Source organism: Bradyrhizobium sp. USDA 4451 (assembly GCF_054822585.1).
On the sequence record NZ_JBTRCH010000001.1, the window covers coordinates 671977 to 698282 of the forward strand.

General features: G+C 66.4%; 30 protein-coding genes and 1 other RNA gene. 8 read left to right on the top strand and 23 right to left on the bottom strand.

What is annotated here, in order from left to right; genetic code table 11:
• The first annotated feature begins 268 nt into the window (after positions 1 to 268).
• Positions 269 to 1939 (top strand): methyl-accepting chemotaxis protein, encoded by a 1671-nt coding sequence (locus ACVMB0_RS02990; RefSeq protein ID WP_456752283.1) that lies wholly within the window; start codon positions 269 to 271, stop codon positions 1937 to 1939.
• 174 nt (positions 1940 to 2113) lie between these two features.
• On the top strand, positions 2114 to 2899 hold the full coding sequence (locus ACVMB0_RS02995) for an SDR family NAD(P)-dependent oxidoreductase (RefSeq protein WP_456752282.1): 786 nt from the start codon (positions 2114 to 2116) through the stop codon (positions 2897 to 2899).
• A 181-nt stretch (positions 2900 to 3080) separates the two neighbouring features.
• On the opposite strand, the gene ACVMB0_RS03000 is transcribed toward ACVMB0_RS02995, so the two are convergent.
• Together ACVMB0_RS03000 and cobS are read right to left on the bottom strand one after the other, a co-directional pair.
• Positions 3081 to 3650 carry a histidine phosphatase family protein gene (locus ACVMB0_RS03000; RefSeq protein WP_456756413.1) on the bottom strand — a complete coding sequence of 190 codons (570 nt, stop codon included), beginning with the start codon at positions 3648 to 3650 and terminating at the stop codon, positions 3081 to 3083.
• A 67-nt stretch (positions 3651 to 3717) separates the two neighbouring features.
• Positions 3718 to 4470: an adenosylcobinamide-GDP ribazoletransferase gene (gene cobS / locus ACVMB0_RS03005; protein WP_461345271.1), complete on the bottom strand. Its 753-nt coding sequence runs from the start codon at positions 4468 to 4470 to the stop codon at positions 3718 to 3720.
• Positions 4471 to 4623: 153 nt separating this feature from the next.
• On the opposite strand from cobS, the gene cobT reads away from it, so the two are divergent.
• Complete coding sequence (cobT, locus tag ACVMB0_RS03010; RefSeq protein ID WP_456752280.1) at positions 4624 to 5637, top strand: nicotinate-nucleotide--dimethylbenzimidazole phosphoribosyltransferase; 1014 nt, start codon at positions 4624 to 4626, stop codon at positions 5635 to 5637.
• A 57-nt stretch (positions 5638 to 5694) separates the two neighbouring features.
• Positions 5695 to 6141 carry a hypothetical protein gene (locus ACVMB0_RS03015; protein WP_456752279.1) on the top strand — a complete coding sequence of 149 codons (447 nt, stop codon included), beginning with the start codon at positions 5695 to 5697 and terminating at the stop codon, positions 6139 to 6141.
• A gap of 256 nt (positions 6142 to 6397) precedes the next feature.
• On the opposite strand, the gene ACVMB0_RS03020 is transcribed toward ACVMB0_RS03015, so the two are convergent.
• From ACVMB0_RS03020 to ACVMB0_RS03040, 5 genes are all read right to left on the bottom strand, one after another.
• Entirely contained in the window at positions 6398 to 6808 is a 411-nt protein-coding gene (locus tag ACVMB0_RS03020) for a VOC family protein (RefSeq protein ID WP_456752278.1), read from the bottom strand.
• A 104-nt stretch (positions 6809 to 6912) separates the two neighbouring features.
• Complete coding sequence (locus ACVMB0_RS03025) at positions 6913 to 7323, bottom strand: DoxX family protein (protein ID WP_456752277.1); 411 nt, start codon at positions 7321 to 7323, stop codon at positions 6913 to 6915.
• Positions 7324 to 7478: 155 nt separating this feature from the next.
• Complete coding sequence (locus ACVMB0_RS03030) at positions 7479 to 8756, bottom strand: RNA polymerase sigma factor (protein ID WP_456752276.1); 1278 nt, start codon at positions 8754 to 8756, stop codon at positions 7479 to 7481.
• On the bottom strand, positions 8753 to 9121 hold the full coding sequence (locus tag ACVMB0_RS03035) for a YciI family protein (protein ID WP_461345272.1): 369 nt from the start codon (positions 9119 to 9121) through the stop codon (positions 8753 to 8755). Before ACVMB0_RS03035 ends, ACVMB0_RS03030 begins: the two co-directional genes overlap by 4 nt.
• A 167-nt stretch (positions 9122 to 9288) precedes the next feature.
• Entirely contained in the window at positions 9289 to 9576 is a 288-nt protein-coding gene (locus ACVMB0_RS03040; protein ID WP_461345273.1) for a hypothetical protein, read from the bottom strand.
• An 89-nt stretch (positions 9577 to 9665) separates the two neighbouring features.
• Here ACVMB0_RS03040 and ACVMB0_RS03045 point away from each other — a divergent pair, with 89 nt between their 5' ends.
• Complete coding sequence (locus ACVMB0_RS03045) at positions 9666 to 10631, top strand: 2-hydroxyacid dehydrogenase (protein WP_461345274.1); 966 nt, start codon at positions 9666 to 9668, stop codon at positions 10629 to 10631.
• A 245-nt stretch (positions 10632 to 10876) separates the two neighbouring features.
• Here the strand turns inward: ACVMB0_RS03045 and ACVMB0_RS03050 are convergent, their stop codons facing one another.
• The 4 genes from ACVMB0_RS03050 to ACVMB0_RS03065 form a co-directional block, all read right to left on the bottom strand.
• Complete coding sequence (locus ACVMB0_RS03050; RefSeq protein ID WP_461345275.1) at positions 10877 to 11356, bottom strand: SRPBCC domain-containing protein; 480 nt, start codon at positions 11354 to 11356, stop codon at positions 10877 to 10879.
• Entirely contained in the window at positions 11349 to 11768 is a 420-nt protein-coding gene (locus ACVMB0_RS03055; protein ID WP_456752271.1) for an ArsR/SmtB family transcription factor, read from the bottom strand. The genes ACVMB0_RS03050 and ACVMB0_RS03055 overlap by 8 nt, the downstream gene beginning before the upstream one ends.
• 98 nt (positions 11769 to 11866) lie before the next feature.
• On the bottom strand, positions 11867 to 12517 hold the full coding sequence (locus ACVMB0_RS03060) for a dihydrofolate reductase family protein (protein WP_461345276.1): 651 nt from the start codon (positions 12515 to 12517) through the stop codon (positions 11867 to 11869).
• Between the two features lie 89 nt (positions 12518 to 12606).
• Positions 12607 to 13266: a TetR/AcrR family transcriptional regulator gene (locus ACVMB0_RS03065; RefSeq protein ID WP_461345277.1), complete on the bottom strand. Its 660-nt coding sequence runs from the start codon at positions 13264 to 13266 to the stop codon at positions 12607 to 12609.
• A 97-nt stretch (positions 13267 to 13363) separates the two neighbouring features.
• On the opposite strand from ACVMB0_RS03065, the gene ACVMB0_RS03070 reads away from it, so the two are divergent.
• Positions 13364 to 14008 carry a glutathione binding-like protein gene (locus ACVMB0_RS03070; RefSeq protein WP_461345278.1) on the top strand — a complete coding sequence of 215 codons (645 nt, stop codon included), beginning with the start codon at positions 13364 to 13366 and terminating at the stop codon, positions 14006 to 14008.
• Positions 14009 to 14195: 187 nt separating this feature from the next.
• Here the strand turns inward: ACVMB0_RS03070 and ACVMB0_RS03075 are convergent, their stop codons facing one another.
• From ACVMB0_RS03075 to ACVMB0_RS03105, 7 genes are all read right to left on the bottom strand, one after another.
• Positions 14196 to 14663, bottom strand: coding sequence for a nuclear transport factor 2 family protein (locus ACVMB0_RS03075; RefSeq protein WP_461345279.1), 468 nt, complete (start codon positions 14661 to 14663; stop codon positions 14196 to 14198).
• Positions 14664 to 14746: 83 nt separating this feature from the next.
• Complete coding sequence (gene ybgC, locus ACVMB0_RS03080; RefSeq protein ID WP_461345280.1) at positions 14747 to 15196, bottom strand: tol-pal system-associated acyl-CoA thioesterase; 450 nt, start codon at positions 15194 to 15196, stop codon at positions 14747 to 14749.
• A gap of 122 nt (positions 15197 to 15318) precedes the next feature.
• Positions 15319 to 16236 (bottom strand): metallophosphoesterase, encoded by a 918-nt coding sequence (locus ACVMB0_RS03085; RefSeq protein ID WP_461345281.1) that lies wholly within the window; start codon positions 16234 to 16236, stop codon positions 15319 to 15321.
• A gap of 169 nt (positions 16237 to 16405) precedes the next feature.
• Positions 16406 to 17455, bottom strand: coding sequence for a Holliday junction branch migration DNA helicase RuvB (gene ruvB / locus ACVMB0_RS03090; RefSeq protein ID WP_456752265.1), 1050 nt, complete (start codon positions 17453 to 17455; stop codon positions 16406 to 16408).
• A complete protein-coding gene (gene ruvA / locus ACVMB0_RS03095; RefSeq protein WP_456752264.1) occupies positions 17452 to 18069 on the bottom strand; it encodes a Holliday junction branch migration protein RuvA in 618 nt (205 codons plus the stop codon). The genes ruvB and ruvA overlap by 4 nt, the downstream gene beginning before the upstream one ends.
• 277 nt (positions 18070 to 18346) lie before the next feature.
• Positions 18347 to 18874, bottom strand: coding sequence for a crossover junction endodeoxyribonuclease RuvC (gene ruvC / locus ACVMB0_RS03100; RefSeq protein ID WP_461345282.1), 528 nt, complete (start codon positions 18872 to 18874; stop codon positions 18347 to 18349).
• Between the two features lie 217 nt (positions 18875 to 19091).
• Positions 19092 to 19838: a YebC/PmpR family DNA-binding transcriptional regulator gene (locus ACVMB0_RS03105; RefSeq protein WP_456752262.1), complete on the bottom strand. Its 747-nt coding sequence runs from the start codon at positions 19836 to 19838 to the stop codon at positions 19092 to 19094.
• Between the two features lie 217 nt (positions 19839 to 20055).
• On the opposite strand from ACVMB0_RS03105, the gene ACVMB0_RS03110 reads away from it, so the two are divergent.
• Together ACVMB0_RS03110 and ACVMB0_RS03115 are read left to right on the top strand one after the other, a co-directional pair.
• Positions 20056 to 21831, top strand: coding sequence for a methyl-accepting chemotaxis protein (locus tag ACVMB0_RS03110; RefSeq protein WP_461345283.1), 1776 nt, complete (start codon positions 20056 to 20058; stop codon positions 21829 to 21831).
• Between the two features lie 101 nt (positions 21832 to 21932).
• Complete coding sequence (locus ACVMB0_RS03115) at positions 21933 to 23357, top strand: methyl-accepting chemotaxis protein (protein ID WP_456752260.1); 1425 nt, start codon at positions 21933 to 21935, stop codon at positions 23355 to 23357.
• Positions 23358 to 23484: 127 nt separating this feature from the next.
• Here the strand turns inward: ACVMB0_RS03115 and ACVMB0_RS03120 are convergent, their stop codons facing one another.
• The 5 genes from ACVMB0_RS03120 to ACVMB0_RS03140 all read right to left on the bottom strand — a co-directional run bounded on the left by ACVMB0_RS03120 (position 23485) and on the right by ACVMB0_RS03140 (position 26216).
• Positions 23485 to 24309 carry a TIGR00282 family metallophosphoesterase gene (locus ACVMB0_RS03120; protein WP_456752259.1) on the bottom strand — a complete coding sequence of 275 codons (825 nt, stop codon included), beginning with the start codon at positions 24307 to 24309 and terminating at the stop codon, positions 23485 to 23487.
• A gap of 2 nt (positions 24310 to 24311) precedes the next feature.
• Positions 24312 to 24890 carry a 5-formyltetrahydrofolate cyclo-ligase gene (locus tag ACVMB0_RS03125; protein WP_461345284.1) on the bottom strand — a complete coding sequence of 193 codons (579 nt, stop codon included), beginning with the start codon at positions 24888 to 24890 and terminating at the stop codon, positions 24312 to 24314.
• A gap of 199 nt (positions 24891 to 25089) precedes the next feature.
• A non-coding RNA gene (gene ssrS / locus ACVMB0_RS03130) (6S RNA) lies at positions 25090 to 25250 on the bottom strand.
• 265 nt (positions 25251 to 25515) lie between these two features.
• On the bottom strand, positions 25516 to 25899 hold the full coding sequence (locus tag ACVMB0_RS03135; RefSeq protein WP_050405741.1) for a cell division protein ZapA: 384 nt from the start codon (positions 25897 to 25899) through the stop codon (positions 25516 to 25518).
• Positions 25896 to 26216 carry a DUF4164 domain-containing protein gene (locus tag ACVMB0_RS03140; protein WP_456756410.1) on the bottom strand — a complete coding sequence of 107 codons (321 nt, stop codon included), beginning with the start codon at positions 26214 to 26216 and terminating at the stop codon, positions 25896 to 25898. The genes ACVMB0_RS03135 and ACVMB0_RS03140 overlap by 4 nt, the downstream gene beginning before the upstream one ends.
• Between the last annotated feature and the right edge of the window lie 90 nt (positions 26217 to 26306).

A 26306-nucleotide genomic window follows, 5' to 3' on the forward strand; every position in this document is an offset into this window, starting at 1 on the left:
TGCATCAGACCAAAGTTGTCATCGATTTTCGTCCGTAAGATTACGGTGAACATCGCATGCCGACTCTGGATGATAACGTGCATATCGAAAAAATACCTCGCAAGTTGAAATAGATGCGCGCGTGCGTGATCGCTCTATGCAGTTCGTGCCACGCGCGTGCGAGCCGCAGGCTTTACCGATGCTAAACGGCTCGCTGCAACCTTTCCGTGAGTTGCAACGATCCGTTTTTCTCATCCCCTTTCATTGTTTGAACCTTCACGGAGCCCTGATGTTCAGTTTCAGCAACAAGGCAAAGATCGACAACGCGCTGGCGCAGGCCGCAGCGATCGGAAAATCGCAGGCGGTGATCGAGTTCAAGCTCGACGGCACCGTCGTCGACGCCAACGAGAACTTCCTGAACGCGATGGGCTACACGCTCGACGAGATCAGGGGCAAGCACCACAGCATGTTCGTCGATGCCGCCACGCGCGACAGCCACGACTATCGCCAATTCTGGGCGAACCTGAACCGTGGTGAGTACCAGACCTCGCAGTACAAGCGCGTCGCCAAGGGCGGTCGCGAGATCTGGATCCAGGCCTCCTACAACCCGATCCTGGACAAGAACGGCAAGCCGGTCGGTGTCGTCAAACTCGCCACCGACATCACCGCACAGAAGATCCACAGCATGGAAGATGCCGGCAAGATCGCCGCGATCGGACGTGCCCAGGCGGTGATTGAGTTCAATATGGACGGCACCATCGTCAACGCCAACGAGAACTTCCTCGGCGCGATGGGCTATTCGCTGGCCGAAATCCAGGGCAAGCATCACAGCATCTTCATATCGCCGGCCGACCGCGATAGTCCGGCCTATCGCGATTTCTGGGCGCGGCTGAACCGCGGCGAGTTCGAGACCGGCGAGTTCAAGCGGATCGCCAAGGGCGGCAGGGAAATCTGGATCCTCGCCAGCTACAACCCGATCCTCGACGATCGCGGCAAGCCGTTCAAGGTCGTCAAGTTCGCGACCGACGTCACCCAGCAGAAGCTGAAGGCCGCCGACAATGATGGCCAGATCGACGCGATCGGCAAGTCGCAGGCGGTGATCGAATTCAACATGGACGGCTCGATCCGCACCGCGAACCCGAACTTCCTCGCCGCGATGGGCTATTCGCTCGCCGAGATCCAGGGCAAGCATCACAGCATGTTCGTCGAGCCCGCCGAAGCGAGCGCGAACGGCTATCGCGAGTTCTGGGGCGCACTGAACCGGGGCGAGTTCCAGGCCGCCGAGTACAAGCGCATCGCCAAGGGCGGCCGCGAGATCTGGATCCAGGCCTCCTACAACCCGATCCTCGACCTCAACGGCAAGCCCTACAAGGTGGTGAAGTACGCCACCGACATCACCGCGCAGGCGATCGGCCGCAAGAAAGCCGACAGCGCGCGCGGCCTGATCGAGGCGGTCGCCGCCGGCAGCGAGGAGATGAGCGCCTCGATCCGCGAGATCTCGGAAACCATGACCAAGTCGAAGCAGAACGCCGCGGTCGCCACCGGCCGCGTCGAGGCTGCCGACGGCCAGGCGCAGAAGCTCAACGCCGCGGCGCAGGCGATGAGCGGCATCGTCGAGATGATCTCGAGCATCACCGGGCAAATCAACCTGCTCGCCCTCAACGCCACGATCGAATCGGCCCGCGCCGGCGAGGCCGGCCGCGGCTTCGCGGTGGTGGCCTCCGAGGTGAAGAGCCTCGCCAACCAGGCCAAGCAGGCGACCGACACGATTTCCTCGGAGATCGATGCGCTGAACTCGATCGCCGCCGCGGTGGTCACCTCGCTGTCGGAGATCAAGGCGGCGATCGCCGGCGTCAACGAGTACATCACCTCCACCGCCGCGGCGGTCGAGGAGCAGAGCATCGTGACGCAGGACATGTCGACCAACATGCAGCGCGCTTCCGCCGAGCTTGCGGCGTAGGACGCGGTGCGATCCTCGAAGGGTGCGCGGCCCGGGCTGGGGGCCGTGCATCCTTCGAGACGCGCTACGCGCTCCTCAGGATGACGGAGGAACGGCACGTCACTGGTTGTTGACAGCTCCACATAAAGGTCGCAGACGGTCGGGACTTTCCTGCCCGAACCGATGGACCGCCCGATGACTCCCTCCGAACAAAAAGTCGCCCTCGTGACCGGCGCCGCGCGCGGCATCGGGCTTGCCGCGGCGAAACGCTTCCTCGCCGACGGCTGGCGCGTCGCGCTGCTCGACATCGAGGGCGCGCTGTTGGAGAGCGCGGTCGCGGCCTTGAAGCAGCCCGACGACACAGTCGCGCTGACCTGCGACGTATCGGATGCCGCTGGCGTGGCAGCCGCGATCGCTGCGATCGCAAACGGCTTCGGCCGGCTCGACGCGCTGGTCAACAACGCCGGCACCGCGGTGTTCGCGCCGGTGCTGGAAACCTCGGACGCCGACTGGAGCCGGATCATGGCGGTCAACCTCACCGGCCCGTTCCTCTGCACCAAGGCGGCTGCGCCCCTGATGCGCGAGCATGGCGGCGCGATCGTCAACATCACCTCGATCTCGGCGGTGCGCGCCTCGACGCTGCGCTCGGCCTACGGCACCAGCAAGGCGGGGCTCGCGCATCTCACCAAGCAGCTCGCGGTCGAGCTCGCCTCGCTCGGCATCCGCGTCAACGGCGTCGCGCCGGGCCCGGTCGAGACCGCGATGGCCAAGGCTGTCCACACGCCGGAGATCCGCGCCGACTATCACGACGCGATCCCGCTGAATCGCTACGGGCTGGAGGAAGAGCTGGCGGAAGCGATCTTCTTCCTGTGCTCGGATCGCGCGAGCTACATCACCGGGCAGATTCTTGCCGTCGACGGCGGCTTCGACGCCGCCGGCATCGGCCTGCCGACCCTGCGCGGCCAGCGGCGGAATGGGTAGCCGTCCCGCGTTCTCACCGTCATCCTGAGGAGGCCGCAAAGCGGCCGTCTCGAAGGATCGACGGTCCCGCTATCACCGGTAGACGATCAACGTACGCCGAGCGATCGGGGGCCGTGCATCCTTCGAGACGCGGCCAAGAGGCCGCTCCTCAGGATGACGGAATTGACATTGCCGCATTGGCCTACCGCCCATTCACCACGACCACACGCCACGTATCACCCAACCGATCGATCCGGGTCAGCGACAGCGGGTCGATGACGAAGCGCAGTGCGAGCTCCGGCGCGAGTTCGAGCGCGATGGCGAGCACCGCGCGGATGGTGCCGGAATGCACGACCAGCACGACGTCGCCGGCCGGCAGGCGTGCCAGCCCGGCCTGCGCGCGACCGATCTGATCCGCAAAGCTTTCACCACCCGGCGGGCGGTTGATGCCCGGCGATTGCCAGAAGGCGCGGTAGGCCACGGCGCCGAGCTCGGCTTCGATCTCACTGTGGCGGCGGCCGGTCCAGTCGCCGAAATCCTGCTCGCGAAAGGCGTCGTCTTCCGTTGCGGTGAGGCCGAGCCGCGCTGCGGTCTCGCGTGTGCGCCGCGCCGGACTGCAAACCGCGATCGCATCCGCCGGAAGCCTCGCCTGCAACGCAGCCAAGGCCGCGGCATCGCTGAGGTCCGCCGGCGCATCCGGCGCATGGATCACGCCGCGTGGACCATCGACCGGCGCGTGACGGATCAGCCAGAAGCGGGTTTCACGATCCATCACCACTTGGCCTTTCATTGACGCGTTTTCTTCACGCGAACCGGGATCCACTTCGCTCGAAAACGCTCTAACCCAACCGCGCCGCGAGCAGCACCAGCATCGCGGTCTCCGCGACCTGCTCGGCGCCGCCGAGCACATCGCCGGTCTGGCCGCCGATCTGCCGCTTCGCCAGCAGCGCCATGATCAGCGCGCTCGCACCGGCCGCGATCGCCGCCAACAGCGCGCTGCTGAACGGCAGCGCGAGGATTGCGATCACCAGCGCGAGACCTGCTGCGACCGCGGCAATCATGCCGTCAGGCCGGCCGGCATTGGCCGCGAGCCCATCCGCGCGCGCATAAGGCAGGCTGATCGCGATCCACGGCAACGCGCCGCGGCCGAGCGCATGCGCCGCAATCAGGCTCTGCACCACGACGCCATCCGGAATGGCCGCAAGCGCCGCGAGCTTGCTGGCAAAGCTCACCACCAGCGCCAGCGCGCCATAGGTACCGAGCCGGCTGTCGCGCATGATTTCAAGCTTGGCCGCGACATCGCGGCCGCCGCCGAACCCGTCGGCGACATCGGCGAGCCCATCCTCATGCAGTGCCCCGGTCAGCAGCGCGCCGCCGCCGAGCGCGAGCGCCGCCGCGGCAAGGTCCGGCACGCCGATCGACCGCAGCAGCAGGCAGAACAGGCCGATCGCAGCGCCAATGCCGGCCCCGACCAGCGGGAACAGCCGCTGCGCCCGCGCAAAGCTCTCCGGCCGCGCGCCGTCCGGATGCGGCATCGGCAGCCGGGTCAGAAAGGCGGTGGCGGTCCTGAGATCGTCGAGCAATTCACGCATGGTCGCGGCCCTGGAATTGAGCTAAAGCGCGCTGAGATCGGGCTGAATCTCACCGCGCTTGAGCTTCTTGTTTGAGCACGATCCGTTCGGAAAACCGCTTCACAGGTTTCCGGATGGTGCTTTAGCTTGCGGCCCGCTCGACGAGGGAATCGCATGCAGTTCAGTACTCTAGACGACATCCGCAGCTTTTGTCGCGACCTGCCCCAGGGCGACGAGGCCAGTGCCGCGGCCGCTACGGTTCGCCAGCAGAACCTGACCAAGCCGCCGGGCAGCCTCGGGCGGCTTGAAGAGGTGGCGATCTGGCTGGCGCGCTGGCAGCAGCGCGAGATCCCCCGGCTCGATGAGATCACGATCGCGGTGTTCGCCGGCAATCACGGCATCGCCGAACGTGGCGTTTCCGCCTATCCGTCCGAAGTCACCGCGCAGATGGTGGCGAACTTCGCCGCGGGAGGTGCTGCAATCAACCAGATCGCCAAGCTTGCCGGCGCCGAGCTGCGCGTCGAGCCGCTCGAGCTGGCGCGCCCGACCCGCGATTTCACGATGGCGCCGGCGATGGACGGCGCCGATTTCCTCGTCGCGTTCGATACCGGCTGGCGCACCGTGCCGGAGCAATGCGACCTGCTGGTGGTCGGCGAGATGGGGATCGCCAACACCACGGTCGCAGCAACACTGTGCGCGGCGTTGATGGGCGGGCGCGGCGCGCGCTGGGCCGGCCGCGGCACCGGCGTCGACGATGCCGGCCTGCTGCGCAAGCGCACCACGATCGATGCCGCGCTCAAGATGCATCGCAGCCTGCTCGACGATCCGCTCGCAGTCGCGGTCGCGCTCGGCGGGCGCGAGCTCGCGGCGATCGCCGGGGCCGTGCTGGCGGCGCGTGCAAGGTCCATCCCGGTGCTGCTCGACGGCTTCGTGGCGACAGCGGCGGTGCTGCCGCTGGCGCGGCTTGCGCCCGGCGGTCTCGCGCATTGCCGCGCCGGGCATGTGTCGGCCGAACTCGGCCACCGCGAATTGCTGCGGGAGCTTGGACTCGCGCCCCTGCTCGATCTCGAGATGCGGCTCGGCGAAGCCTCCGGCGCCGGAATCGCGATCCTGCTGCTGCGCGCCGCGCTCGCCTGTCACGGCGGCATGGCGACCTTTGCCGAAGCCGGCGTCTCCGGCAAAGGCTGACAAACTCTCGCCGCAAGCGCTAGCCTAACTGGAGCCGGCAACGGAAGGAACGGCCGCATGCGCATCGGGGCGATCTGGACGATCTCGACGATCTTGGGCTTGGCGGCGCTCTTCGCCGACATCTCCGGCGCAGATGCCGAAGTTCGTATCCTCGCCAGCCCCGGCGGGCAGGTCGGCCCGTTCATCGACCTGTTCGACAAGGTGCGCGAGTCCGGCGAGCGCGTGGTGATCGACGGGCCATGCCTGTCGGCCTGCACGCTGGTGCTTTCGATGGTGCCAAGCGACCGCATCTGCGTGACGCGGCGCGCCGTGCTCGGCTTCCACGCCGCGCGCTCGATCGACCAGCGCGGCCGGACCTATGCCGAGCCGGAAGCGTCCGAGGCGGTGCTGGCCGCTTACCCTCCGCCGGTGCGCGGCTGGATCGTGCGCCGCGGCGGCCTGACCTCCCGCCTGCTGCTGCTGCGCGGCCGCGACCTCGCGGCGATCTATCCACGGTGCAGGTAGCGGCGATCGAGTCCGATCTGAACTGAGCAAGCGATGCTGCCAATCCCGTCATTCTGAGGAGCGCCAACGGGTCCGCGCGAAGCGCGGCCCGATGACAGGCTCCGCGCGTCTCGAAGGATGCACGGCCCGGATGGCTCAGCGCGCGCACGTTGGAACAGCCGGGCCGTCGATCCTTCGAGGGCCGCTGAAGAAGCGGCCACCTCAGGATGACGGCGATAGAACGAGAATCGCGGTGCTAGGCAGAAGTAACCTCGACCTACATCTGTGCCGGGCAGTTCACCATCCAGGGGATGCCGAACTGGTCGACGCACATGCCGAAGCCGTTGGAGAAGAAGGTCTTGCCGAACGGCATGGTGACGGTGCCGCCTTCCGACAGCGCCTTGAAGCGGCGTTCGGCCTCCGTGGGATCCTCGACCTGCAACGCGACGTGAAAGCCCTGCGGCTTCTGGAAATGGCCGGGCGGCGCGTCGGAGGCCATGATGATCTCGCCGTCGATCGTGAGGCGGGCGTGCATGATCTTGTCCTGCCAGCCGGGCGGCGTCTGCATTTCCGCGTTGCCCTCGCCATAGGGGAAGGATTCCTCGATCCGCGCGCCAAGCACCTTCTCGTAGAATTTCAGCGCGGCGCCGCAATTGCCGTCGTAGGACAGATACGGGTTGACCTGCATTGCATGCTCCCTTGGTTAGTTATTTTTCAATCGGCTCGGACGATACACTGTTCATGTGACGCTGGTCGCATGTCCCTGCGGCAGCATTGTGGATGAACGATCACTCAGCGGCGGAACGGCAGCAGCGCGCGCAGATCGCCGTCGCGCAGATAGAGCCCGCCCCACAGCATCAGGCCGAGATAAAGCCCGAACAGCGTGTGGGTGAACAGCGGGCTGCCGATCCGCACATGGGAAGCGATCGCGCCGCCGAGATAGCCTGTGAGCAGGATGGCGCCGAGGATCGAGGTCGGCGGCACCGAGTACAACAGCGTGCAGACGATGGTGATGATGCCGAGGCTGCGCGCCAGCGTATCGCTCGCGCCCCAGCCCATCTTGTCCATGGTCTCGGTGACGACCGGCAACGGCAGCAGCTTGATCGCGCCGTCGAACAGCAGGAACAGGATGACCACGCCGCTCATGACACGGCCGGTGATGCGGGCGGGCTTCGAGATTTCGGTGTCGACGATCGTCGGCATGACAGGCTCCGTGACGCTTGGTGATGCTCTCTGCCTTCATGACGAACGGGGGAATGCGGGGCCGACAAGATGGGTGAAGAATTTTTCGGAAGCACAACCGCGGTTGCACGAGCGACGCTCCCATCGATCAGCTCGCCCGGGGCCAGGCGAGCCGACTACTTCGCCTTCGCATTGCGCGGCTGGCTGTCGCGCATCAGGCGGTCGATATGCATGCGGATGTGGGCCGCTTCGGCCGTGGTGTTGGCGAGGGCGATGGCGCGGTCGAAGGCGACGCGGGCTTCCTCGTTGCGGCCGAGCTGCATCAGGAAGGCGCCGCGCACGCCGAAGTAATGGAAATAATTCGCAAGCCGCGGCGCCAGCGGCTCGATCATCTCGAGCGCGGCGTCTGGTCCCTTCACCTTGGAGACCGCAACCGCGCGGTTGAGTGTGATCACCGGCGACGGCTGCATGATTTCGAGCGCGCCGTAGAGCAGGTCGATCTGGGTCCAGTCGGTGTCCTCGGGCTTTTCCGCGCGGGCGTGCAGGGCGGCGATCGCGGCCTGCACCTGATAGGGTCCGCTGCGGCGATGGCGCATCGCCTTGTCGATCAGCGCGAGGCCCTCGGCGATCAGCTTCTGATTCCAGAGCGTGCGGTCCTGGTCGTCGAGCAGGATGACCTGGCCGTCGGCGTCGAAGCGCGCCTCGGCGCGGGCGTGCTGCAACAGCAAGAGCGCCGTCAGCCCCATGATCTCCGGCTCGCTCTGGAACAGCCGCAGCAGCAGCCGCGCGAGCCGGATCGCCTCCTCGCACAGCGGCGCGCGGATTTCGGCGGTGTCGCCGCTCGCCGAATAGCCCTCGTTGAAGATCAGATAGATCATCGCCGCGACCGAGGCGAGCCGCTCGCTGCGCTCGACCGCGCCCGGCGTCTCGAACGGCACGTTGGCATCGGCGACGCGAGCCTTGGCGCGGGTGATGCGCTGCTCCATCGCGGCTTCCGAGACCAGGAAGGCGCGCGCGATCTGCTTCACCGAGAGGCCCGAGACGATGCGCAGCGCCAGCGCGATCTGCTGGGTCGCCGGCAGGTCCTTGTGACAGCAGATGAACAGCAGCCGCAGGATGTCGTCGCGATAATGTGAGCCGTCGAGCCGCTCGGCGATCTCGTCCTCGGCATCGTCGAGATCGGAGATCGCCTGGTCGTCATCGGGCAGCGCTTCCTGCTTCTTGCTGCGCCTGATGTCGTCGATCGCGACGTTGCGGCCGACCATGATCAGCCACGAGGCGGGATCGCGCGGCGGGCCGTTCTGCGGCCAGCTCTTCAGCGCCCGCAGGCAGGCGTTCTGGAACGCCTCCTCGGCGGTATCGAGATTGCGGAAGTAGCGCAGCAGTGCGCCAACCGCCTGGGGACGCGCCGACGTCAGCGCGGCATCGATCCAGGCGGTGTCGGTCACGCTCACGCTTTGGTACCCCCCTGATTGAAGTAGCCGACCGGGCGGATCTCATAGGTGCCGCCGGGATTGGCCTCGCCGAGGTCGCGCGCGATGTCGAGCACCTCGTCGAGGTTCTTGCCCTCGACCAGATAGAAGCCGAGCAGCTGCTCCTTGGTTTCGGCGAACGGGCCGTCCAGCACCACCGGCGGGTTTTCCTTGCGCAGCGTGGTCGCCGCGGTGGTCGGCAGCAGCCGCGCCACCGGGCCGAGCTTGCCCTGCCTGGCGAGCTTGTCTTGCACGACGGACAATTTCTGCATGACCGAGGCGTCGTGTTCCTTGCTCCAGGAACCGACCATGTCTTCGTCATGATAGCAGAGGATGGCGTACAGCATCGAAAAGGCATCTCCGTTCATTGCAAGAACGAACGATTATGCCCGCTGCCGACAGGCGGCGCGAAAGAAATTTGGGTTCCTGATGCGGCGCTCGATGTCGATCACATGCCGGGACGTCGGACGCGGCGATGACGCGTCACGCCATCACCGCGACGATCATGGTGCCGTCACCAGTAGACGCCGTAACGCGCGGCGATCCGGCGCGCCTTGGCTTCATCGCTCTCCCGGTGATGGACGTGGCTCTTCTGCAACGGCTGGGACGCCTGCTGCCGCGGAGCCTCCGCCGGCTGCGCCTGCGACGGCGCCGGCTGGGCCTCGGCCTGGGCCGGAGCAACGGCCGGTTGCGCCTGGGCGGGCGTATCGGCATTTGCGAGCACCAGGCCGCGGCTCTGGCCGGCGTGCGCGGTGGCGATGGCTGCGAGGATGAAAGCCGAGCTCAGGATCAGTTTGCGCATGGAAGTTCTCCCCCGTTGATGGCAGGAGACTAGGACGCGGGTTACGCCCGCTCTGTGACATAAGTCACATTGGCTTTGGAGGTATCTGAATGGGTAAAGGCGCGCTCGCGCTGCTGATCAATGGCGGCTCGGAAAACTGGTCGCCGGCGCGCTGGAAGGCGCGGTTCGACACCGTCTGCGCCGACCGGGCGGTGGTGCTGCTGCCGGACGGCGCGCTCGATCCGGCGGAGGTGCATTACGCCGCGGTGTGGAAGCCGAAGCCGGGCGAACTCGCGGCGTTCAAGAACCTGCGCGTGATCTTCAATCTCGGCGCCGGGGCCGACGCGCTGATGGCCGACCGCTCGCTGCCCGACGTACCGCTGGTGCGGGTCTCGGTCTCCGATCTCACCGACCGCATGACCGAATATGTCGTGCTGCACGTGCTGATGCATCACCGCCAGGAGCTTTACCTGCGCGAGTCGCAGCGCAAGAAGTACTGGGCGCCGAACTATCAATGGGCGGCGAACGCGATCACCGTCGGCGTGATGGGGCTCGGCACGCTGGGCGCGGCCGCGGCGCAGGCGCTGCGCGCGCTCGGCTTCCGCGTCGTCGGCTGGAGCCGCAGCGAGAAGCGGATCGACGGCATCACCTGCCATCACGGCAGCGACGGGCTCGACGCGTTCCTGCGCGCGACCAACATCCTGGTCTGCCTGCTGCCGCTGACGCCGGATACAAGGCATGTGCTGAACCGCGATGCGTTCGCCAAGCTGAACCGCGAGAGCCCGCTCGGCGCGCCCGTCATCATCAATGCCGGCCGCGGCGGCTTGCAGAACGAGGCGGATATCCTGCGCGCGCTCGACGACGGCACGCTGGGCGCCGCCTCGCTCGACGTGTTCGAGACCGAGCCGCTGCCCGAAGCGAGCCCGTTCTGGAGCCACCCGAAGGTGGTGCTGACCCCGCACAACGCCGCCGACACCGACGCCGACGAGATCTCGAAATACGTCGCGCAGCAGATCGCGCGCTTCGAGCAAGGCGGGGAGCTGGACAACGTGGTCGATCGCAAGCGGGGCTATTGAGGCCCGGCGCGTAGCCCGGATGCAGCGAAGCGAAATCCGGGGTCCTTGCTACGGGCAGACCACTCCCGGATTGCGCGGAGTTTGTCATCGGGCGCGCATTCGCGCGACTCGTTGGCTCCATTCGGGCTACGAAGCCAGCGCTCGCCTCCCGTCATTGCGAGCGAAGCGAAGCAATCCATACCTCCGCATGTGCGGTACGATGGATTGCTTCGTCGCGTTGCTCCTCGCAATGACGACGTACAACGTCACCCCATCCCGGCAACGATCTCGGCGAGCCGGTCGTAAGCCGGCTCGACGCCCTTCTCGATGCCGGAATTGAGATGGCCGTCGCGCGCTTCCTTGGTCGGATGGCGGATCGTGGTGGTCAAGGTGGTGGTGCCGGCTTCCTCGACGAAGGTCGAGATCACCAGATACTCGTCGCTGGTGAAGCCCGGCATCGAGAAGGTTTCGCCGAACGCCAGCCGCTCCGGACGCACCACCTCGCGATAGGTGCCGGTGAGTTCGTGCTCGATGCCCTCGGACGAGCGGAACACGAACCGATAGGCGCCACCGACGCGCAGGTCGACTTCGCACACCGGCATGGCCAGCGTCTCGCAGCCGAGCCAGCGCACCAGAAATTCCGGCTTGGTCATCGCGTCGAACACAAAGCGCCGCGGCGCATCGAACTGGCGCGTCATGGCGAATTCGAAATCCGACGGGGTCGTGATCCTCAGCGTCTTATCCACGCGTGCGTCCACGTTGCTTCTCCTCGGTTACTCTGACTTTACGGTTGGTGACTTTGCGGTTGCTGCGCGGCGGGGCCTTCGCGGCCTCCTCCGCCTTCATCTCCTCGAGCAGGCCGTCGAGGCGGTTGAAGCTCTCGTCCCAGAAGCGGCGGAAATTGCCGAGCCAGCCGTCGACCTGTTTGAACGAGGCCGGCGCGATGCGGCACGGCCGCCACTGCGCCTCGCGCCCGCGCGAGATCAGCCCGGCATGTTCCAGCACCTTCAGGTGTTTCGAGATCGCCGGCAGGCTCATGTCGAACGGCTTCGCCAGCTCCATCACCGAGGTCTCGCCAAGCGCGAGCCGCGCCAGGATCGCGCGCCGGGTCGGATCGGCCAGCGCCGCGAAGGTCGAACTGAGGGGATCGGGCGGCATCTACTTAGCTCATAGGTTAAATAACCTTTGGGTTAAGTACGCCGGAACGGCGTTGGCGTCAACGGCCGATTTCGGCCGCTGACGCAGGCGTGAACGATCTACGATTTGCGCGCGAAGGTGACGTGCGTGGCGTTCGGGCTCGCGACGTGCGAAGCGACGCCATAGCCGAGCGCGGGCAAATCGAGCCCGGCAAACAGGTTCTCGCCGCCGCCGAGCAGCACCGGCGCCAGCGCCAGTTGCACCTCGTCGAGCAGCCGCGCCTCAAGGAATTGCCGTACCAGCGACACGCCGCCGCCGACCCGGATGTCCTTGTCGCCCGCCACCGCGCGCGCCCGCGCCAGCGCGGCGTGGATGCCGTCGGTCACGAAATGAAACGTGGTGCCGCCTTGCATCTCGATGTCGGGCCGCGCGTGATGCGTCAGCACGAACACCGGCGTGTGATACGGCGGATTGGGGCCCCACCAGCCTTTCCAGGCATCATCCGGCCACGGCCCGCGGATCGGGCCGAACATGTTCCGCCCGAGGATCCAGGCGCCGATATTTTCCATCGACTTGCGCGCGATCTCGTCATCGAGCCCGGTGCTGCCGCCCTCCTTGCCGACCATCGCGCGAAATGCCCGCGTCTCGAAGAACCAGGAGGCCGGCAGCGCCAGGCCGCCCTCGCCGAATGGATGTTCGAGGCTCTGACGCGGCGCCGCGCCAAATCCGTCGATCGAGACCGTAAAAGCTGAAGTCCTGACTTTTCCCATGAGCTTCCACTTCCGTGATTGAGACAACTTACGGAAGACGGGCGGGAAAACCAGCACCCGACATTTGGTCAGCAAGAAATTTGCCGCCGCTATTTGGCCCCGCACATCACGTCGATGGCGCCCTGCACGATCGCCTCGAGCTCCTTGCGCGGCACGCGGGCACGGGCGCGGATCGCGATGGTGTGGATGGTGGCGGAGGCAAGATGCGCCAGCGCCGCCGGATCGGCGCCGTCAGGCAGCTCGCCGCGCTCCCTGGCATGGCGGAAGCAGATGCCGAACGCCTTGTCGAGCTCGGTCAGGCCCTCCAGCACCATGGCGCGGATGTCCGGATCCGACACCGCCTCGGACGCCGCTGTCATCACCGTGAAGCAGCCGCGCGGGCCGGATTCGCCGGAGAGATAGATGTCGAGCGCGATGCGATAGATGCGCTCGAGCCGCTCGCGCAGCGGCGCATCGGCGCGGAAGATGTCAGCCATCGCGGCGCGCGCCTCGTCGCGATAACGCTGGTAGCTCTTGATGTAGAGCTCGCGCTTGTCGCCGAACGCGCCATAGAGGCTCGGCCGGTTCATGCCGGTCGCGGCACTGAGATCATCGAGCGAGGTCGCGGCAAAGCCGTCGCGCCGGAACAGATCGAGCGCCTTGCCGAGCGCGACATCGGGCTCATAGGCGCGCGGCCTCCCGCGGCGCTTCGGCGCGACCGGCGCCTCGATTTTGGCAGCAGATGGCGGCTTCTTAATTTTTTGTACCATTTCGCACTAAATTCCTTGACCGGACAAATATTATCCAGGACAGTACAAAAATCAACAACGGCCGGGCACCCGCGCCAACACCGCCAAGGAGGCACCAATGGACCTTTATTTCTCGCCGCTCGCCTGCTCGATGGCGACCCGCGTCGCGCTCTATGAGGCCGGCCAGCCGGCCAATTATCTCGAGGTCGATCCGAAGACCAAGCAGGTGCGCAACGACGGCTCCGACTTCAACACGGTCAACCCGCTCGGCCTGGTGCCGACGCTGCGCACCGACGATGGCGTCGTGCTGACCGAGAATGCGGCGATCCTGCAATATGTCGCCGACCAGTTCCCGCGCGCCGGCCTCGGCACCGCATCGAACGCCGAGCGTTCGAAGCTGCATCAATGGCTGTGCTTCATCGGCACCGAATTGCACAAGGGCCTGTTCCTGCCGCTGCTCGACAGGAAGGCACCACCCGAAGCCAAGACCTATGCGCTCGAGAAATACGTTTCGCGGCTCGACTATGTCGAGGATCATCTGAAAGGCCGCGAGTATCTGCTCGACCATTTCAGCGTCGCCGACGCCTATCTCGTCACGGTCATCAACTGGACCATGGCGACGCCGCCGATCGAACTCGCAAGATGGCCGGCGCTGAAGGCCTATTACGAGTGCCTGCGCACCCGGCCTTCGATCGCAAAGGCGGTCGCGGAAGAGTTCGAGCTCTACAAGGCCGAGATCGCGCGGCACAAGGCGGCGGCGTAAGGCACATTCTCGTTTCGAACGTGACGGCCTCCGAGCGGGGCCGTCCATCCTTCGAGGCTCGCTCCGCTCGCACCTCAGGATGACGAAACTGCTCGCAGCAAATCTAGCACCTTGCGAATATCAATCACCCGTCATGCTGAGGAGCGCGGAACGCGCGTCTCGAAGCACGACGGCCCACCTCTCGCCGTCAGAACGGCTCCTGCCCCAACCCCGGCACATCGGCCGGACGCGGGCCCGGCGCAGGCCAGTGGAAGCGGCGGTCCTTTTCTGCAATCGCGATATCGTTGATCGAGGCCTCCCGGCGGCGCATCAGGCCGTGCTCGTCGAACTCCCACTGCTCGTTGCCGTAGGAGCGAAACCAGTTGCCACTGGCATCATGCCATTCGTACTGGAAGCGCACCGCGATGCGGTTGCCGTCGAACGCCCAGAGATCCTTGATCAGGCGGTAGTCCTGCTCCTTCTCCCATTTGCGGGTGAGGAAGGCGACAATCGCCTCGCGGCCCTGAAATACCTCGGAACGATTGCGCCAGCGGCTGTCCTCGGTATAGGCGCCGGCGACCCGAACGGGGTCGCGCGAATTCCAGGCATCTTCGGCCATGCGCGCCTTCTGCGCGGCGGTCTCGCGGGTGAAGGGCGGCAGCGGCGGACGTGACATCGGCGATCCCTCGCGGTTGTTGGTCACGCAAATCTATCGCCGCGGGATCGAGAGTCGATGGGGCGTTTCCTATTGCCCGATAATTATGCCAGATCGGCCTTCATCAGCATGCGGATGGATTTCGGGATCGGCTGCGCGCGGCCGCCGCTGACGAAGGCGACGCGCACCTGCGCCTTCACAAGCACGTCATCGCCGCGCCTGACCTCCTGCGCCAGCATGATGGAGGCGCCCTTCACCGCGACCGGCCAGGTCACGACGTCGAGCATGTCGTCCATCCGCGCGGGCTTGAGGAAGTCGAGCGTCATCGAGCGCACCACAAAGGCGAAGCCGCCGGTCTCGGCCTCGGCCTCCTCGAACAGCGCGTTCTGCTCGGCGCCCATCAGGCGGAGATGATTGGTGCGCCCGCGCTCCATGAAGCGCAGGTAGTTGGCGTGGTAGACGATGCCGGAAAAGTCGGTGTCCTCGTAATAGACGCGGACCTGCATATGGTGGCGGCCGTCGCGGATCGCGCCGTCGATATGGGGGAAGGTCAATTGCGGCCCCTCGATTGAGGTCGTTTGAGCATGATCTCTTCGGAAAACCGCTGCGCACTCTTCCGGATCATGCTTTGGAACAACAATCGTGTTGCGCAAATTGCGCGATCACGCAAGCGCGGTCAGGACACCACCGGCCCTTTTCCGCCGAGCGTGACCTGCACGATCTCGGGCGGCACGCCGAGGCGGAACGGCATGATGCTGCAGCCGAGGCCGCCGGAGACGACCACGTCGCATTTCAGCTTGATGTGGCCGTAGGCGAGCCGCATGCCGTGCTTGACCGGCACCGCCGGCGACCAGCCGAGCAACCGGACCTGGCCGCCATGGGTGTGGCCGGAGAGTTGCAGCGCGACACGCGAGGGCACGCGGAGCGCAACGTCGGGCTCGTGCGCGAGCAGGATCACCGGCGCGTCGTCGGTGACCTTTGCGAGCGTCCCGTTGAGATCGTCGACGCCGATCCGCCTGATCTCGCGGTAGCGCCGCGCCGCCATGAAGGCGAGCTGGTCGCCGAGACCGGCGAGCCAGAACGGGCGACTATCTTTGACGAGCCGCACCGCGTCGTTCTCGTAGACCGGGATGCCCGCGCGCTCCAGCGCGCGGCGTGCGACCGGCACGCCCTGCCCTTGCCGCTGCACCGTCTTGTCGTCCCAATAGTCGTGATTGCCGAGCACCGCATGCACGCCGAGCGGCGCCTTCAGGCCCTTGAGCACCGCGGCCCATTCGGACGCCGGAATGAAGCGCGTGACGTGACGCAGTCCCGCGACATAATCGCCGAGCAGCACGATGATGTCGGGGTTGAGCGCATTGGCGCGCTCGACGATCTCGGCGATGCGATCGAGCGACATCCAGGGATCGCAAGCATGAATGTCGGCGAGCGCGACAATCCTGAGCGGAAAGTCCGCCGGCCATTGCCGCGGCGACAGATCGTAGCGCGTCAGCGTGAGGCGGACGACCGGCTCGCTCAGGCCATAGGCCGCGGTCGAAGCGGAGGCGGCGGTCAATCCGCCGGCGGTGCGCAGAAAGTTTCGACGGGAAATCATGGACGTGTGATCGGTGATGCCTGAGCCAGGATAGGCCCTTGATTGGAGCGAAATTTGGCCCCGTTTGTGCAGACGGCCTGCAGAGCTGCAGCGATGGTTAGCGCGCAAGGTTACCGGCAGCGCAATGCGCTGCACCAACACGCCTGTTCACGTCTTCGAGAGCTTAGCCTTAGTCCTCGTCGCCATTGCCGCCGAACAGGCCGAACTGCGAAGGGTCGCGGTTCGGCTCGGCGAGGCCGAGATGGCGGAAGGCGTGCGAGGTCAGCAGCCTGCCGCGCGGAGTGCGCTGCAGATAACCGCACTGGATCAGATAAGGCTCGATGATGTCCTCGATCGCATCGCGCGGCTCCGACAGTGCCGCCGCCATGGTCTCGACGCCCACCGGCCCGCCGCCATAGTTCAGCGCGATGGTGGTGAGATAGCGCCGGTCCATCGCATCGAGCCCGGCGCTGTCGACCTCGAGCGCGCTCAGCGCGCGATCGGCGATGCCGCGATCGACGGAATCGGCGTCGGCAGCGGAGGCGAAATCGCGCACCCGGCGCAGCAGGCGGCCGGCGATGCGCGGCGTGCCGCGGGCGCGGCGCGCGATCTCGTTGGCGCCATCGGGGCTCATGCCGATGTTGAGCACGCGGGCGCCGCGGGTGACGATCTTCTCCAGCTCCTCAACGGTGTAGAAATTGAGCCGGATCGGAATGCCGAAGCGGTCGCGCAAGGGATTGGTGAGCAGGCCGGCGCGGGTCGTCGCGCCGACCAGGGTGAATTTCGACAGCTCGATCTTGACCGAGCGCGCCGCGGGGCCTTCGCCGATGATCAGGTCGAGCTGAAAATCCTCCATAGCCGGATAGAGCACTTCCTCGACCGCCGGGCTGAGACGATGGATCTCGTCGATGAACAGCACGTCGCGCTCTTCGAGATTGGTGAGCAGCGCCGCGAGATCGCCGGCTTTCGCGATCACCGGGCCCGAGGTGGCGCGGAAGCCGACACCGAGCTCGCGCGCCACGATCTGCGCCAGCGTGGTCTTGCCGAGGCCGGGGGGACCGACGAACAGCACGTGATCGAGCGCCTCGCCGCGCTTCTTGGCGGCCTCGATGAAGATCGAGAGATTCTTGCGCGCCTGCGCCTGCCCGACGAACTCGGTCAGCGACTGCGGACGCAGCGCGGTGTCGCCGACATCGTCGGAGCGGCGTTCAGGCGAGACCATGCGCGAGGGCGGGTTCACTTCGACAATTCCTTCAAGCCCAGCCGGATCAGCTGCGCGGTCTCGGCTTTCTCGCCGGCGCTGCGCGAGGCGGCGGCGATGGCGGCGGCGGCCTGCGGCTGGCCGTATCCGAGATTGACCAGCGCGGAGATCGCATCCGTCACCGGGCGCGGCGCGCGGTTGTTGTCGATCGCGCCTGACAGCTGCACCACCGCGGGATCGACATCGGCAAAGCCCGGCGCCTTGTCCTTCAATTCGCTGACGATGCGCTCGGCGACCTTCGGCCCGACCCCCGGGGTGCGCGCCACCGCCGCCCTGTCGCGCAGCGCGATGGCGTTGGCGAGGTCGGTCGGCGGCAGCGTGCCGAGCACCGCAAGCGCGACCTTGGCGCCGACGCCCTGCACGGTCTGCAGCAGGCGAAACCATTCGCGCTCGTGATCTGACCGAAAGCCGAACAGCTTGATCGCGTCCTCGCGGACATAGGTCTCGATCGACAGCACCGCCGCGCCACCCGGCGACGGCAATGCCTGCAGCGTGCGGCTCGCGCAATGCACCTGATAGCCGACGCCGCCGACGTCGAGGATCACGTAGTCCTCGCCGTAGGAATCGATCAGCCCCTTCAGCTTGCCGATCATCGCACGCCCCCGCTTTCGCATCCGTCGGTAAGGGACGCACCGGCGGACGGGTTCCCTCCCCCCTTGCGGGGGAGGGTTAGGGAGAGGGGTGCCGCTGGCTCCGTTGTCCGACGCTTCGCGCGAACAACGTTTGCACCGCGCTCAATTGGCTCGCGAACTTCATTGATACATCGTCGTCGCACATCACTGGTCGGAGCGCGGGGCTTACCCCTCTCCCCAACCTTCCCCCGCAAGGGGGGAGGGAGCCTGAACAGCGTGCCCTCCTCACATTGCAGGATCATAGGTTCGCCACCCTGAGCCGCAGCGCGGTGCTCTGGCGGTGATGGGCGTGGGTGATCGCGATCGCGAGCGCGTCGGCGGCATCGGCGGATCGCGGCTCGGCCTTCGGCAGCAGGATCTTCAGCATCACCTGGATCTGGTTCTTCTCGGCGTGGCCGGCGCCGACCACGGTCTTCTTGACCTGGTTCGGCGCGTATTCGGCGACCGAGATACCGAACATTGCGGGCGCCAGCATGGCGACGCCGCGCGCCTGGCCGAGCTTCAGCGTGGCGACGCCGTCCTTGTTGACGAAGGTCTGCTCGACCGCGGCCTCCGCCGGCCTGAAGTCGCCGAGCACGGCGGCGAGCCCCTCATGGATCGCCAGCAGACGGCTCGCCAGCGGCAGATCGTCCGGCGGCTCGACCGAGCCGCAGCCGACATAGACCAGACGGTTGCCTTCGGTCTCGATCACGCCCCAGCCGGTGCGGCGGAGGCCGGGATCGATACCGATGATGCGGACAGGAGAGCGAATCGGCTGCGATGTCATGCGGTAGTGATACCGCCTGGCCTGCGAGAACGAAACACAAACGGCAGTCCATCCCCGGCTCTGTCGCGGCCGGCCCGCTGATCATTCCGCCTCTGCTCGTCATCCCCCGCGAAAGCGGGGGATCCAGTACGCCGCGGCTTATCGGCTCAAGTACTACGGCCTCTGGAATACTGGATCGCCCGGTCGAGGCCGGGCGATGACAGCGGAGAAAGCGGCCTCAGCCGCCCATCTTCGCGAGCAGCGCGTCGGACACCTCGAAATTGGCGTACACGTTCTGGACGTCGTCGTGCTCGTTGAGCAGGTCCATCAGCTTCAGCAGCTTCTCGCCGGTCTCGTCGTCGACCGCGACGGTGTTCTGCGGCTTCCACGTCAGCGCCGCCTTGCGCGGCTCGCCGAACTTGGCTTCCAGCGCTTTTGCCACGTCGCGGAAAGAGTCCTGCGAGGCGTAGACCTCGTGGCCGGCCTCGCTGGAGACCACGTCGTCGGCGCCGGCCTCGATCGCGGCATCCAGCATGGCGTCGTCGGAGGCGACCTTGGCGTCGTACTCGATGATGCCGGTGCGGTCGAACATGAAGGCGACCGAGCCGGTTTCGCCGAGATTGCCGCCCGATTTGGTGAAGAACGAGCGGATGTCGGAGGCGGCGCGGTTGCGGTTGTCGGTCAGCGCCTCGACGATCACGGCGACACCGCCGGGGCCATAGCCCTCGTAGCGGATCTCGTCATAATTCTCGCCCTCATTGCCCGCTGCCTTCTTGATGGCGCGGTCGATATTGTCCTTGGGCATGTTCTCGGCGCGGGCCGCGACCACGGCGGCGCGCAGCCGCGGGTTCATCGCCGGGTCCGGGGTGCCGAGCTTGGCCGCCACGGTGATTTCGCGGGCCAGCTTGCCGAAAAGCTTCGACTTCTGGGCATCCTGCCGGCCCTTGCGGTGCATGATGTTCTTGAATTGGGAATGGCCGGCCATGCGACGTCTCTTCGGAGCTTAGGGTCTGAACGGGGATGGAAAACGCGGCCTTATAGGCCCCTCACGGTCAAAATCAAAGGATCGGCGAGGCCATCCGGCGGAGGAATACTACCGCATGCCGGAATATGAGGCACTTGTTAACCATGACTTCATGCCCGGATGCGAGGATCGCGCCCGTCCCCGCCGCAACTTTCCAATAGCCCGCAAAAGAGCTCCCATGGCGTTCGGTTTGTTTCGCAAGCAAGTGCCGGAGCCGGCCGCGCCGGCCGTCGCGCCGCAGGTTCCGGCTGAAGCCGCGACCGCGACTGATTCGGCCCAGGATTCGTCCAAAGATTCGTCCGGAGACTCCTCGAAGGAGATCCTGGAACTGCTGGAACTCGAGCTCGGCGCGATGATCCGCCAGCTCGAGCGCGCCGCAGGCTCGGTGGCCGACGGCGCCGAGGCGACGGCAGCCAAGCTTGCCGCCATCCGCGCCCGCACCGATGCGCTGACCGGCCACAGCAGCGACGCACAGAGCACCGCGACGACCTTCTCCGAGGCCGCCGACCGTTTCACCCATTCCGCCGAGGGTATCGGCCAACAGGTCCGCAGCGCGAGCCAGCTCGCCGACGACGCCGCGGCCGCGGCGCGCGAGGCCACCGCCAATGTCGACCGCTTGCGCGAATCCTCGGCCGCGATCGGCAACGTCGTCAACCTGATCGCCCAGATCGCGCGGCAGACCACGCTGCTGGCGCTGAACTCGACCATCGAAGCGGCGCGCGCCGGCGCCGCCGGCAAGGGCTTTGCGGTGGTCGCCACCGAAGTCAAGGCCCTCGCGGTCCAGACCCAGAGCGCGACCGAGGAGATCACCAAGAAGATCGAGGCGTTGCAGAAGGACGCCACCGGATCGGCCGATGCCGTGCATCGCATCTCGGAGGCGATCGACAAGATCCGTCCGGTGTTCGACAACGTCAACAGCGCGGTCGCCGAGCAGAACCAGATCACCGGCGAGATGGGCCAGAACGCGGCCTCGGCCTCGACCTTCATCGTCTCGGTCGGCACCAGCGCCGGCGAGATCGACAGCGCAACCCGCGAAGCCGCCGCGCATGGCGACGATGTCGCCAAGGCCGGCAAGGCGGTGACCGCGTTCGCGCAAAAGCTCAAGGCGCGCTGCGCGGTGCTGCTGCGCCAGGACGAGCGCGGCGATCCGCGCAAGGACGAGCGGCTGCCTTGCAGCCTCACCATCGAGATCACCACCGCGCGCGGCACCGTCACCGCGCCGGTCTACGAGCTCGCGATGGACGGCATCTTGATCGGCGGGCCCGACGTCGAGAAGCTGCCGGTGCAGGAGACCCTGAGCGCGACCTTGCAGGACATCGGCGCGTGCCGGATCAGGATCGCCGACCGCGCCAAGGCAGGCGTCCAGGCGCGCTTCGAGGCCGCGACATCAGCGCTGCGCGAGAAGATCGAAGACCGGATGTGGGCGATCCACGAGGAGAACGCCGAACTGGTCACCCGGGCGATGGAAGCCGGCCACGCGCTGAGCAAGATCTTCGAGAGCGGGCTTGCCAGCGGCGCGATCACGCTCGACGATATGTTCGACACCGACTATGTCGAGATCGCCGGCACCAACCCGGTGCAGTACCGCACCAAAATGCTGGACTGGGCGGATCGCGCGCTGCCCGCGCTGCTCGAGGCGTTCCTGGCCAAGGACAAGCGGCTGGCATTCTGCGCAACCGTCGACCGCAACGGCTATCTGCCGGTCCACAACAAGATCTATTCGCATCCGCAGCGACCGGGCGACGTCGCCTACAACACCGCCAATTGCCGCAATCGCCGCATCTTCAACGATCCGGCCGGCCTCGCCGCCGCGCGCAATCAGCGCGCCTATCTGGTGCAGAGCTACGCGCGCGACATGGGCAACGGCACCACCGTGATGATGCGGGAGATCGACGTGCCGATCCGGGTCCGCGGCCGGCACTGGGGCGGGTTCCGTACCGCCTACAGGCTGTGAGTGCACGCTCAGGCAAGACTGCCTTCGCGAATCACGCTCTGGATCGGATGGGGAATGCTGCGGCGGCTTGACGGGCCGCTGTGACGGGAGGACGTGCTGACATGTCGGCTGCGCAGCTTGCAGTGCTGGATACATCATCGAACCGGACGCTGGCCGAACGGCTGGTCGACCAGCTCGCCGACCGCATCGGCGGCCTCGGGGTCGAGCTTGCCGACATTGCCGGCAACGTCCAGGAGGTCGCGAACCGGGTCAGCAACCAGTCGGAGCGATTCCACCATTTGCAGAAGACCGCCGAGATCATGGTCTCGGCCAATCACGACATCGCCAACGCCTCGCAGGCGGTGCAGACGACCGCCTCCGCCGCGGTCGGCCAGATCGCCGAGTCGCGCGACGTGGTCGAGACCGCGGTGAGCCACATCGCCGAGCTCGTCGCCGCGGTCGGGCGCATCGAGGCACGGCTTGCCGCGGTCGGCTCCGCGCTGAGCCAGGTCGCCAAGGTCTCCGGCTCGATCGAGGCGATCGCCAAGCAGACCAATCTCCTGGCGCTCAACGCCACCATCGAGGCGGCGCGCGCCGGCAATGCCGGCCGCGGCTTTGCGGTGGTCGCGAGCGAGGTGAAGAACCTCGCGGAGGCGACCCGCCAGGCGACGCATCAGATCTCCGACACCGTGCGCGATCTCGACGGCCAGATCGGCAGCCTGATCGGCGAAAGCAGCGATGCCTCGCTGCGCGCCAAGAGCGCCGGCGAAGGCGCCCAGCAGATTTCCGGCATCATCAGCCGCGTGCAGGACGGCTTCTCGTCGGTCGGCGCCGAGATCGGCAATGTGGCGCGCGCCGCGACCTCCAATCTCGGCCATTGCGACAGCGTGATCAGCGAGCTCAACGAGCTCGCCAAGGGCGTCGACCTCTCCTCGCGCGACCTCAAGCACGCCGACAGCCGCGTCGCGAAGCTGCTCGAGCTCTCCGAGAGCCTGATCGTCACGATCGCCGACAGCGGCGTCGAGACGTCAGATACGCCGCTGATCCGCGTCGTGATCGACACCGCGAAGCAGATCTCCGAGCTGTTCGAGACTGCGATCGCGCGCGGCGAGATCACGCTCGCGCAATTGATGGACGAGAACTACCGTGAGATCGCGGGTACCAATCCGAAGCAGTATCTGACCGACTATGTCAGCTTCACCGATCGGGTGCTGCCCGCGATCCAGGATCCGATCCAGAAGACCGATCCGCGCATCGTGTTCTGCGTCGCCTGGGCGCGTAGCGGCTACCTGCCGACCCACAATCCGAACTACCGGCTGCCGCAGGGGCCGGACCCGGTCTGGAATAACGCCAATTGCCGCAACCGCCGGCTGTTCAACGACCGCGCGGTGAGCAAGGTCGCGGCCAACACCAAGCCGTTCCTGCTGCAGACCTATCGCCGCGACATGGGCGGCGGCAATTTCGTGCTGATGAAGGATGTGTCATCGCCGATCGTCGTCAACGGCCGCCACTGGGGCGCGTTCCGGATGGGGTTTAGGCAATCGTGACCGGTAGCCCGGATGGAGCGCAGGGCAATCCGGGGATGTCGCAAGTCGAAAGAATGGCCCCGGATTTCGCGGAGCCTGTCATGGGCGCGCGTTCGCGCGACCCATTGGCTGCATCCGGGCTACAACATCAAATCCAGAACCCCGGCGCCGCGGGCTCGAGCCGCCCGCCGGCGCGGACCGGCGCGACCTTGACGGCAAGCCCGGTCCCATCGTCGGTCTCGACCGCGATGCCGCTCAGCGTCGCGACGCCGCCTGCCGGCTCGAAACGGCCGGAGGGAATGCCGGTGAGGAAGCGCTGCAGCGGCTCCTCCTTCTGCATGCCGATCACCGAATCGTAGTCGCCGGTCATGCCGGCGTCGCTCATATAGGCAGTGCCGCCCGGCAGCACCTGATGATCCGATGTCGGCACATGGGTATGCGTGCCGACCACGAGGCTGACGCGGCCGTCGCAGAAGAAGCCGACCCCCTGCTTCTCGCTGGTCGCCTCGGCGTGGAAATCGAGCACGATGGCGTCACAGCCCTCGCGCAACGGGCAGGCCTCGAGCTCGCGATCGATCGCGCTGAACGGATCGTTCGAGGACGGCTCCATGAAGACGCGGCCGATCGCGTTGAGGACCAGCGCGCGCTTGCCGTTCTTGGTGTCGACCAGCGTGGCGCCGCGGCCGGGCGAATGGCGCGGGAAATTCAACGGGCGGATCAGGCGCGGCGCGCGCTCGATGAAGACCAGCGCCTCCTTCTGATTCCAGGCGTGGTTGCCGAGCGTGATCGCGTCGGCACCGGCATCGAGCAGCTCCTGATAGATCGCCTCGGTGATGCCGAAGCCGCCGGCGGAATTCTCGCCATTGACGACGACGAGATCGAGCGACCAGTCCCTGATCATGCCGGGAAGGTGGTCCGAGATGGCGGTGCGGCCGGTCCGGCCGACGACGTCACCAACGAAAAGGATACGCAAGGCTAGCTACTCCGGAAATCGAACGTCTTGCGCTCCGTTAGCACATAATCGAGCGGGACGTCGTGCGACAGCGCCGGAATGGCCTTGGTTTCCTGTGCAGCAAAGGCAATCCCGACCCCGATCACATGCTTGGTCTTGCGCAGATGCGCGAAGGTATAGTCGTAATAGCCGGCGCCATAGCCGATGCGGTGGCCGAGCTTGTCGAATGCCGCAAGCGGCACCAGCATCACGTCGGGTTGCACCTCGGCCGCGGCCGGCGACGGCTCGGGAATGCCGAGCGGCCCGAGCATCAGGCGATCGTGCGGCGACCAGCTGCGGAAGGTCAGCGACTGGCCGCGCGCATTGATGCAGGGCAGCGCGAGCCGCGCGCCCTTCTCGGCCAGCTTCTTCATCAGCGGCACCGGATCGAGCTCGCTGCGGATCGGCGCATAGCCGGAGACCATCATGCCCTGTGCGATCTCGAACGGCGCGCCGCGCTTGGCGAGCGCCTCGGCCGCGGTCGCGCGCTGCTCGTCGCTCAGCGCATCGCGCTTGGCGAGGGCAAGCGCCCGAAGCTCGGCCTTCGATGGAGATGCGTGCATGATCCATCTTCCGCTGTCGTCGTCCGCGACAACGGACGATCCATCATTCAGAGACGCAAGCATTCAGAGACGCAAGCATTCAGAGACGCAAGCATTCAAGGGCCAGGCCGCGGCGCACTGGACGCCCTGCTTCGCAGGGGACAGCGCTGCACCACAATCGAACCGCCGCCGCGCGACGACCAGGCAACAGCAAAAATAGTGCGAAGCCGCAGAGGCCGTTGGAGCGCTCGATCCCGGAGTTCCCTACGAAAGTAGGTGGGCACCATATGTCCGGGTCCACGGACCCGGCCAGGGACAGTTCCCTAAAGGATCGATAAGGCCCCGGGGATATATGGCTCCTGACGCACGACGCAGCTTCGCGGGGCTAATCTAGCCATCGTTGCCGCAATCCGCCAGCGGTAAGGAAGACGCAGTCCACGCTCGTATGATCTTGCTCCCCCCTGCCCCGCAGCGGCGCACTGCCAAAACAGCGAAAACAACCCCATGCAAAGGAGCCGGCAGCGTGCCGGCACCCGACATGGCAACTTGACATGTCGGGCAGATCAGCCGCAGTATTCTATAATTCAGAAATCGGTTGGCTCACCGCACCCGGCAGGATTGCGATGCGGCCGTAGCCATATGCGCATCACCCGATCGCGATGCCGCCGCCGATGGTGCGGTTGAGCACCTGCGTGGTGCGCTCGATCCGCTCGGCGGCGGCGTTGAGCGCGTTGGAGACCGCGGTCTGGGTCGCGCGGGCGCGGTCGGCTGCGGCGGTGCGGGCATTGCGCAGCTGCTCGACCTCTTCCTCGAGGCTGCGGATGCGCGCGCTGGCATCGACCAGTTCGTCGCAGGCGGTGAGCGCCGCCATCACCGTGAGCCTGGCATCGCCGATCTCGCCGAACTTGCCGCGCAGCGATTCGACGCGCTGCTGGAGGTTTTCCGCGAGCTTCAACAGCCGCACCTCCTGGCCCTCCTCGCAGGCCATCCGGTATTGCCGGCCATTGATGGTGACGTTGATGTGGCTCATCGACCTTCTCCGCCCTCGAGCACGGCGCGAATGCTGCCGATCGCCGCGTCGAGCCTTTCCGCGATGTCGCGATTGACGCGCTCGAGCTTGCGCGTCTTCACCAGCGATCCGTCGAGTTCGTCGGCCAGGCGAGATCGATCGGCGCCGAGCGCCTGGATCCGACTCGCCAATTCGTTCTCGTCGCGGTCGGCCTCGCGGCGCCGCTCCACCGAGCTTTCCAGCGCATCAAGTGCTGCCATCAGCCGCTTTGTCGCAGCATCGATATCGGCAAGCGGTGCCTCGGTATTGCCAGACCCGTTGGCGAGACGATCACTCATGACGTGCGGCGTGGACCCCTCGATCAGGCCTGCTGGAGATGGCTGCCGCACGGCAAAACTGGCGGTTCGGCAAGCGTTTACGGGACGAAA

Coding starts and splice junctions, on each gene's coding strand:
- ACVMB0_RS03140 (WP_456756410.1), bottom strand. CDS start 26,216: ATGAGTGATCGTCTCGCCAACGGGTCTGGCAATACCGAGGCACCGCTT.
- ACVMB0_RS03125 (WP_461345284.1), bottom strand. CDS start 24,890: ATGCACGCATCTCCATCGAAGGCCGAGCTTCGGGCGCTTGCCCTCGCC.
- ACVMB0_RS03075 (WP_461345279.1), bottom strand. CDS start 14,663: ATGTCACGTCCGCCGCTGCCGCCCTTCACCCGCGAGACCGCCGCGCAG.
- ACVMB0_RS03105 (WP_456752262.1), bottom strand. CDS start 19,838: ATGGCCGGCCATTCCCAATTCAAGAACATCATGCACCGCAAGGGCCGG.
- ACVMB0_RS03040 (WP_461345273.1), bottom strand. CDS start 9,576: ATGCGCAAACTGATCCTGAGCTCGGCTTTCATCCTCGCAGCCATCGCC.
- ACVMB0_RS02995 (WP_456752282.1), top strand. CDS start 2,114: ATGACTCCCTCCGAACAAAAAGTCGCCCTCGTGACCGGCGCCGCGCGC.
- ACVMB0_RS03070 (WP_461345278.1), top strand. CDS start 13,364: ATGGACCTTTATTTCTCGCCGCTCGCCTGCTCGATGGCGACCCGCGTC.
- ruvA (WP_456752264.1), bottom strand. CDS start 18,069: ATGATCGGCAAGCTGAAGGGGCTGATCGATTCCTACGGCGAGGACTAC.
- ACVMB0_RS03045 (WP_461345274.1), top strand. CDS start 9,666: ATGGGTAAAGGCGCGCTCGCGCTGCTGATCAATGGCGGCTCGGAAAAC.
- ACVMB0_RS03025 (WP_456752277.1), bottom strand. CDS start 7,323: ATGCCGACGATCGTCGACACCGAAATCTCGAAGCCCGCCCGCATCACC.
- ACVMB0_RS03060 (WP_461345276.1), bottom strand. CDS start 12,517: ATGGGAAAAGTCAGGACTTCAGCTTTTACGGTCTCGATCGACGGATTT.
- ACVMB0_RS03055 (WP_456752271.1), bottom strand. CDS start 11,768: ATGCCGCCCGATCCCCTCAGTTCGACCTTCGCGGCGCTGGCCGATCCG.
- ACVMB0_RS02990 (WP_456752283.1), top strand. CDS start 269: ATGTTCAGTTTCAGCAACAAGGCAAAGATCGACAACGCGCTGGCGCAG.
- ACVMB0_RS03135 (WP_050405741.1), bottom strand. CDS start 25,899: ATGAGCCACATCAACGTCACCATCAATGGCCGGCAATACCGGATGGCC.
- ACVMB0_RS03115 (WP_456752260.1), top strand. CDS start 21,933: ATGTCGGCTGCGCAGCTTGCAGTGCTGGATACATCATCGAACCGGACG.
- ACVMB0_RS03035 (WP_461345272.1), bottom strand. CDS start 9,121: ATGCTGTACGCCATCCTCTGCTATCATGACGAAGACATGGTCGGTTCC.
- ACVMB0_RS03085 (WP_461345281.1), bottom strand. CDS start 16,236: ATGATTTCCCGTCGAAACTTTCTGCGCACCGCCGGCGGATTGACCGCC.
- ACVMB0_RS03065 (WP_461345277.1), bottom strand. CDS start 13,266: ATGGTACAAAAAATTAAGAAGCCGCCATCTGCTGCCAAAATCGAGGCG.
- cobS (WP_461345271.1), bottom strand. CDS start 4,470: ATGCGTGAATTGCTCGACGATCTCAGGACCGCCACCGCCTTTCTGACC.
- ACVMB0_RS03015 (WP_456752279.1), top strand. CDS start 5,695: ATGCGCATCGGGGCGATCTGGACGATCTCGACGATCTTGGGCTTGGCG.
- cobT (WP_456752280.1), top strand. CDS start 4,624: ATGCAGTTCAGTACTCTAGACGACATCCGCAGCTTTTGTCGCGACCTG.
- ACVMB0_RS03020 (WP_456752278.1), bottom strand. CDS start 6,808: ATGCAGGTCAACCCGTATCTGTCCTACGACGGCAATTGCGGCGCCGCG.
- ACVMB0_RS03110 (WP_461345283.1), top strand. CDS start 20,056: ATGGCGTTCGGTTTGTTTCGCAAGCAAGTGCCGGAGCCGGCCGCGCCG.
- ACVMB0_RS03000 (WP_456756413.1), bottom strand. CDS start 3,650: ATGGATCGTGAAACCCGCTTCTGGCTGATCCGTCACGCGCCGGTCGAT.
- ruvC (WP_461345282.1), bottom strand. CDS start 18,874: ATGACATCGCAGCCGATTCGCTCTCCTGTCCGCATCATCGGTATCGAT.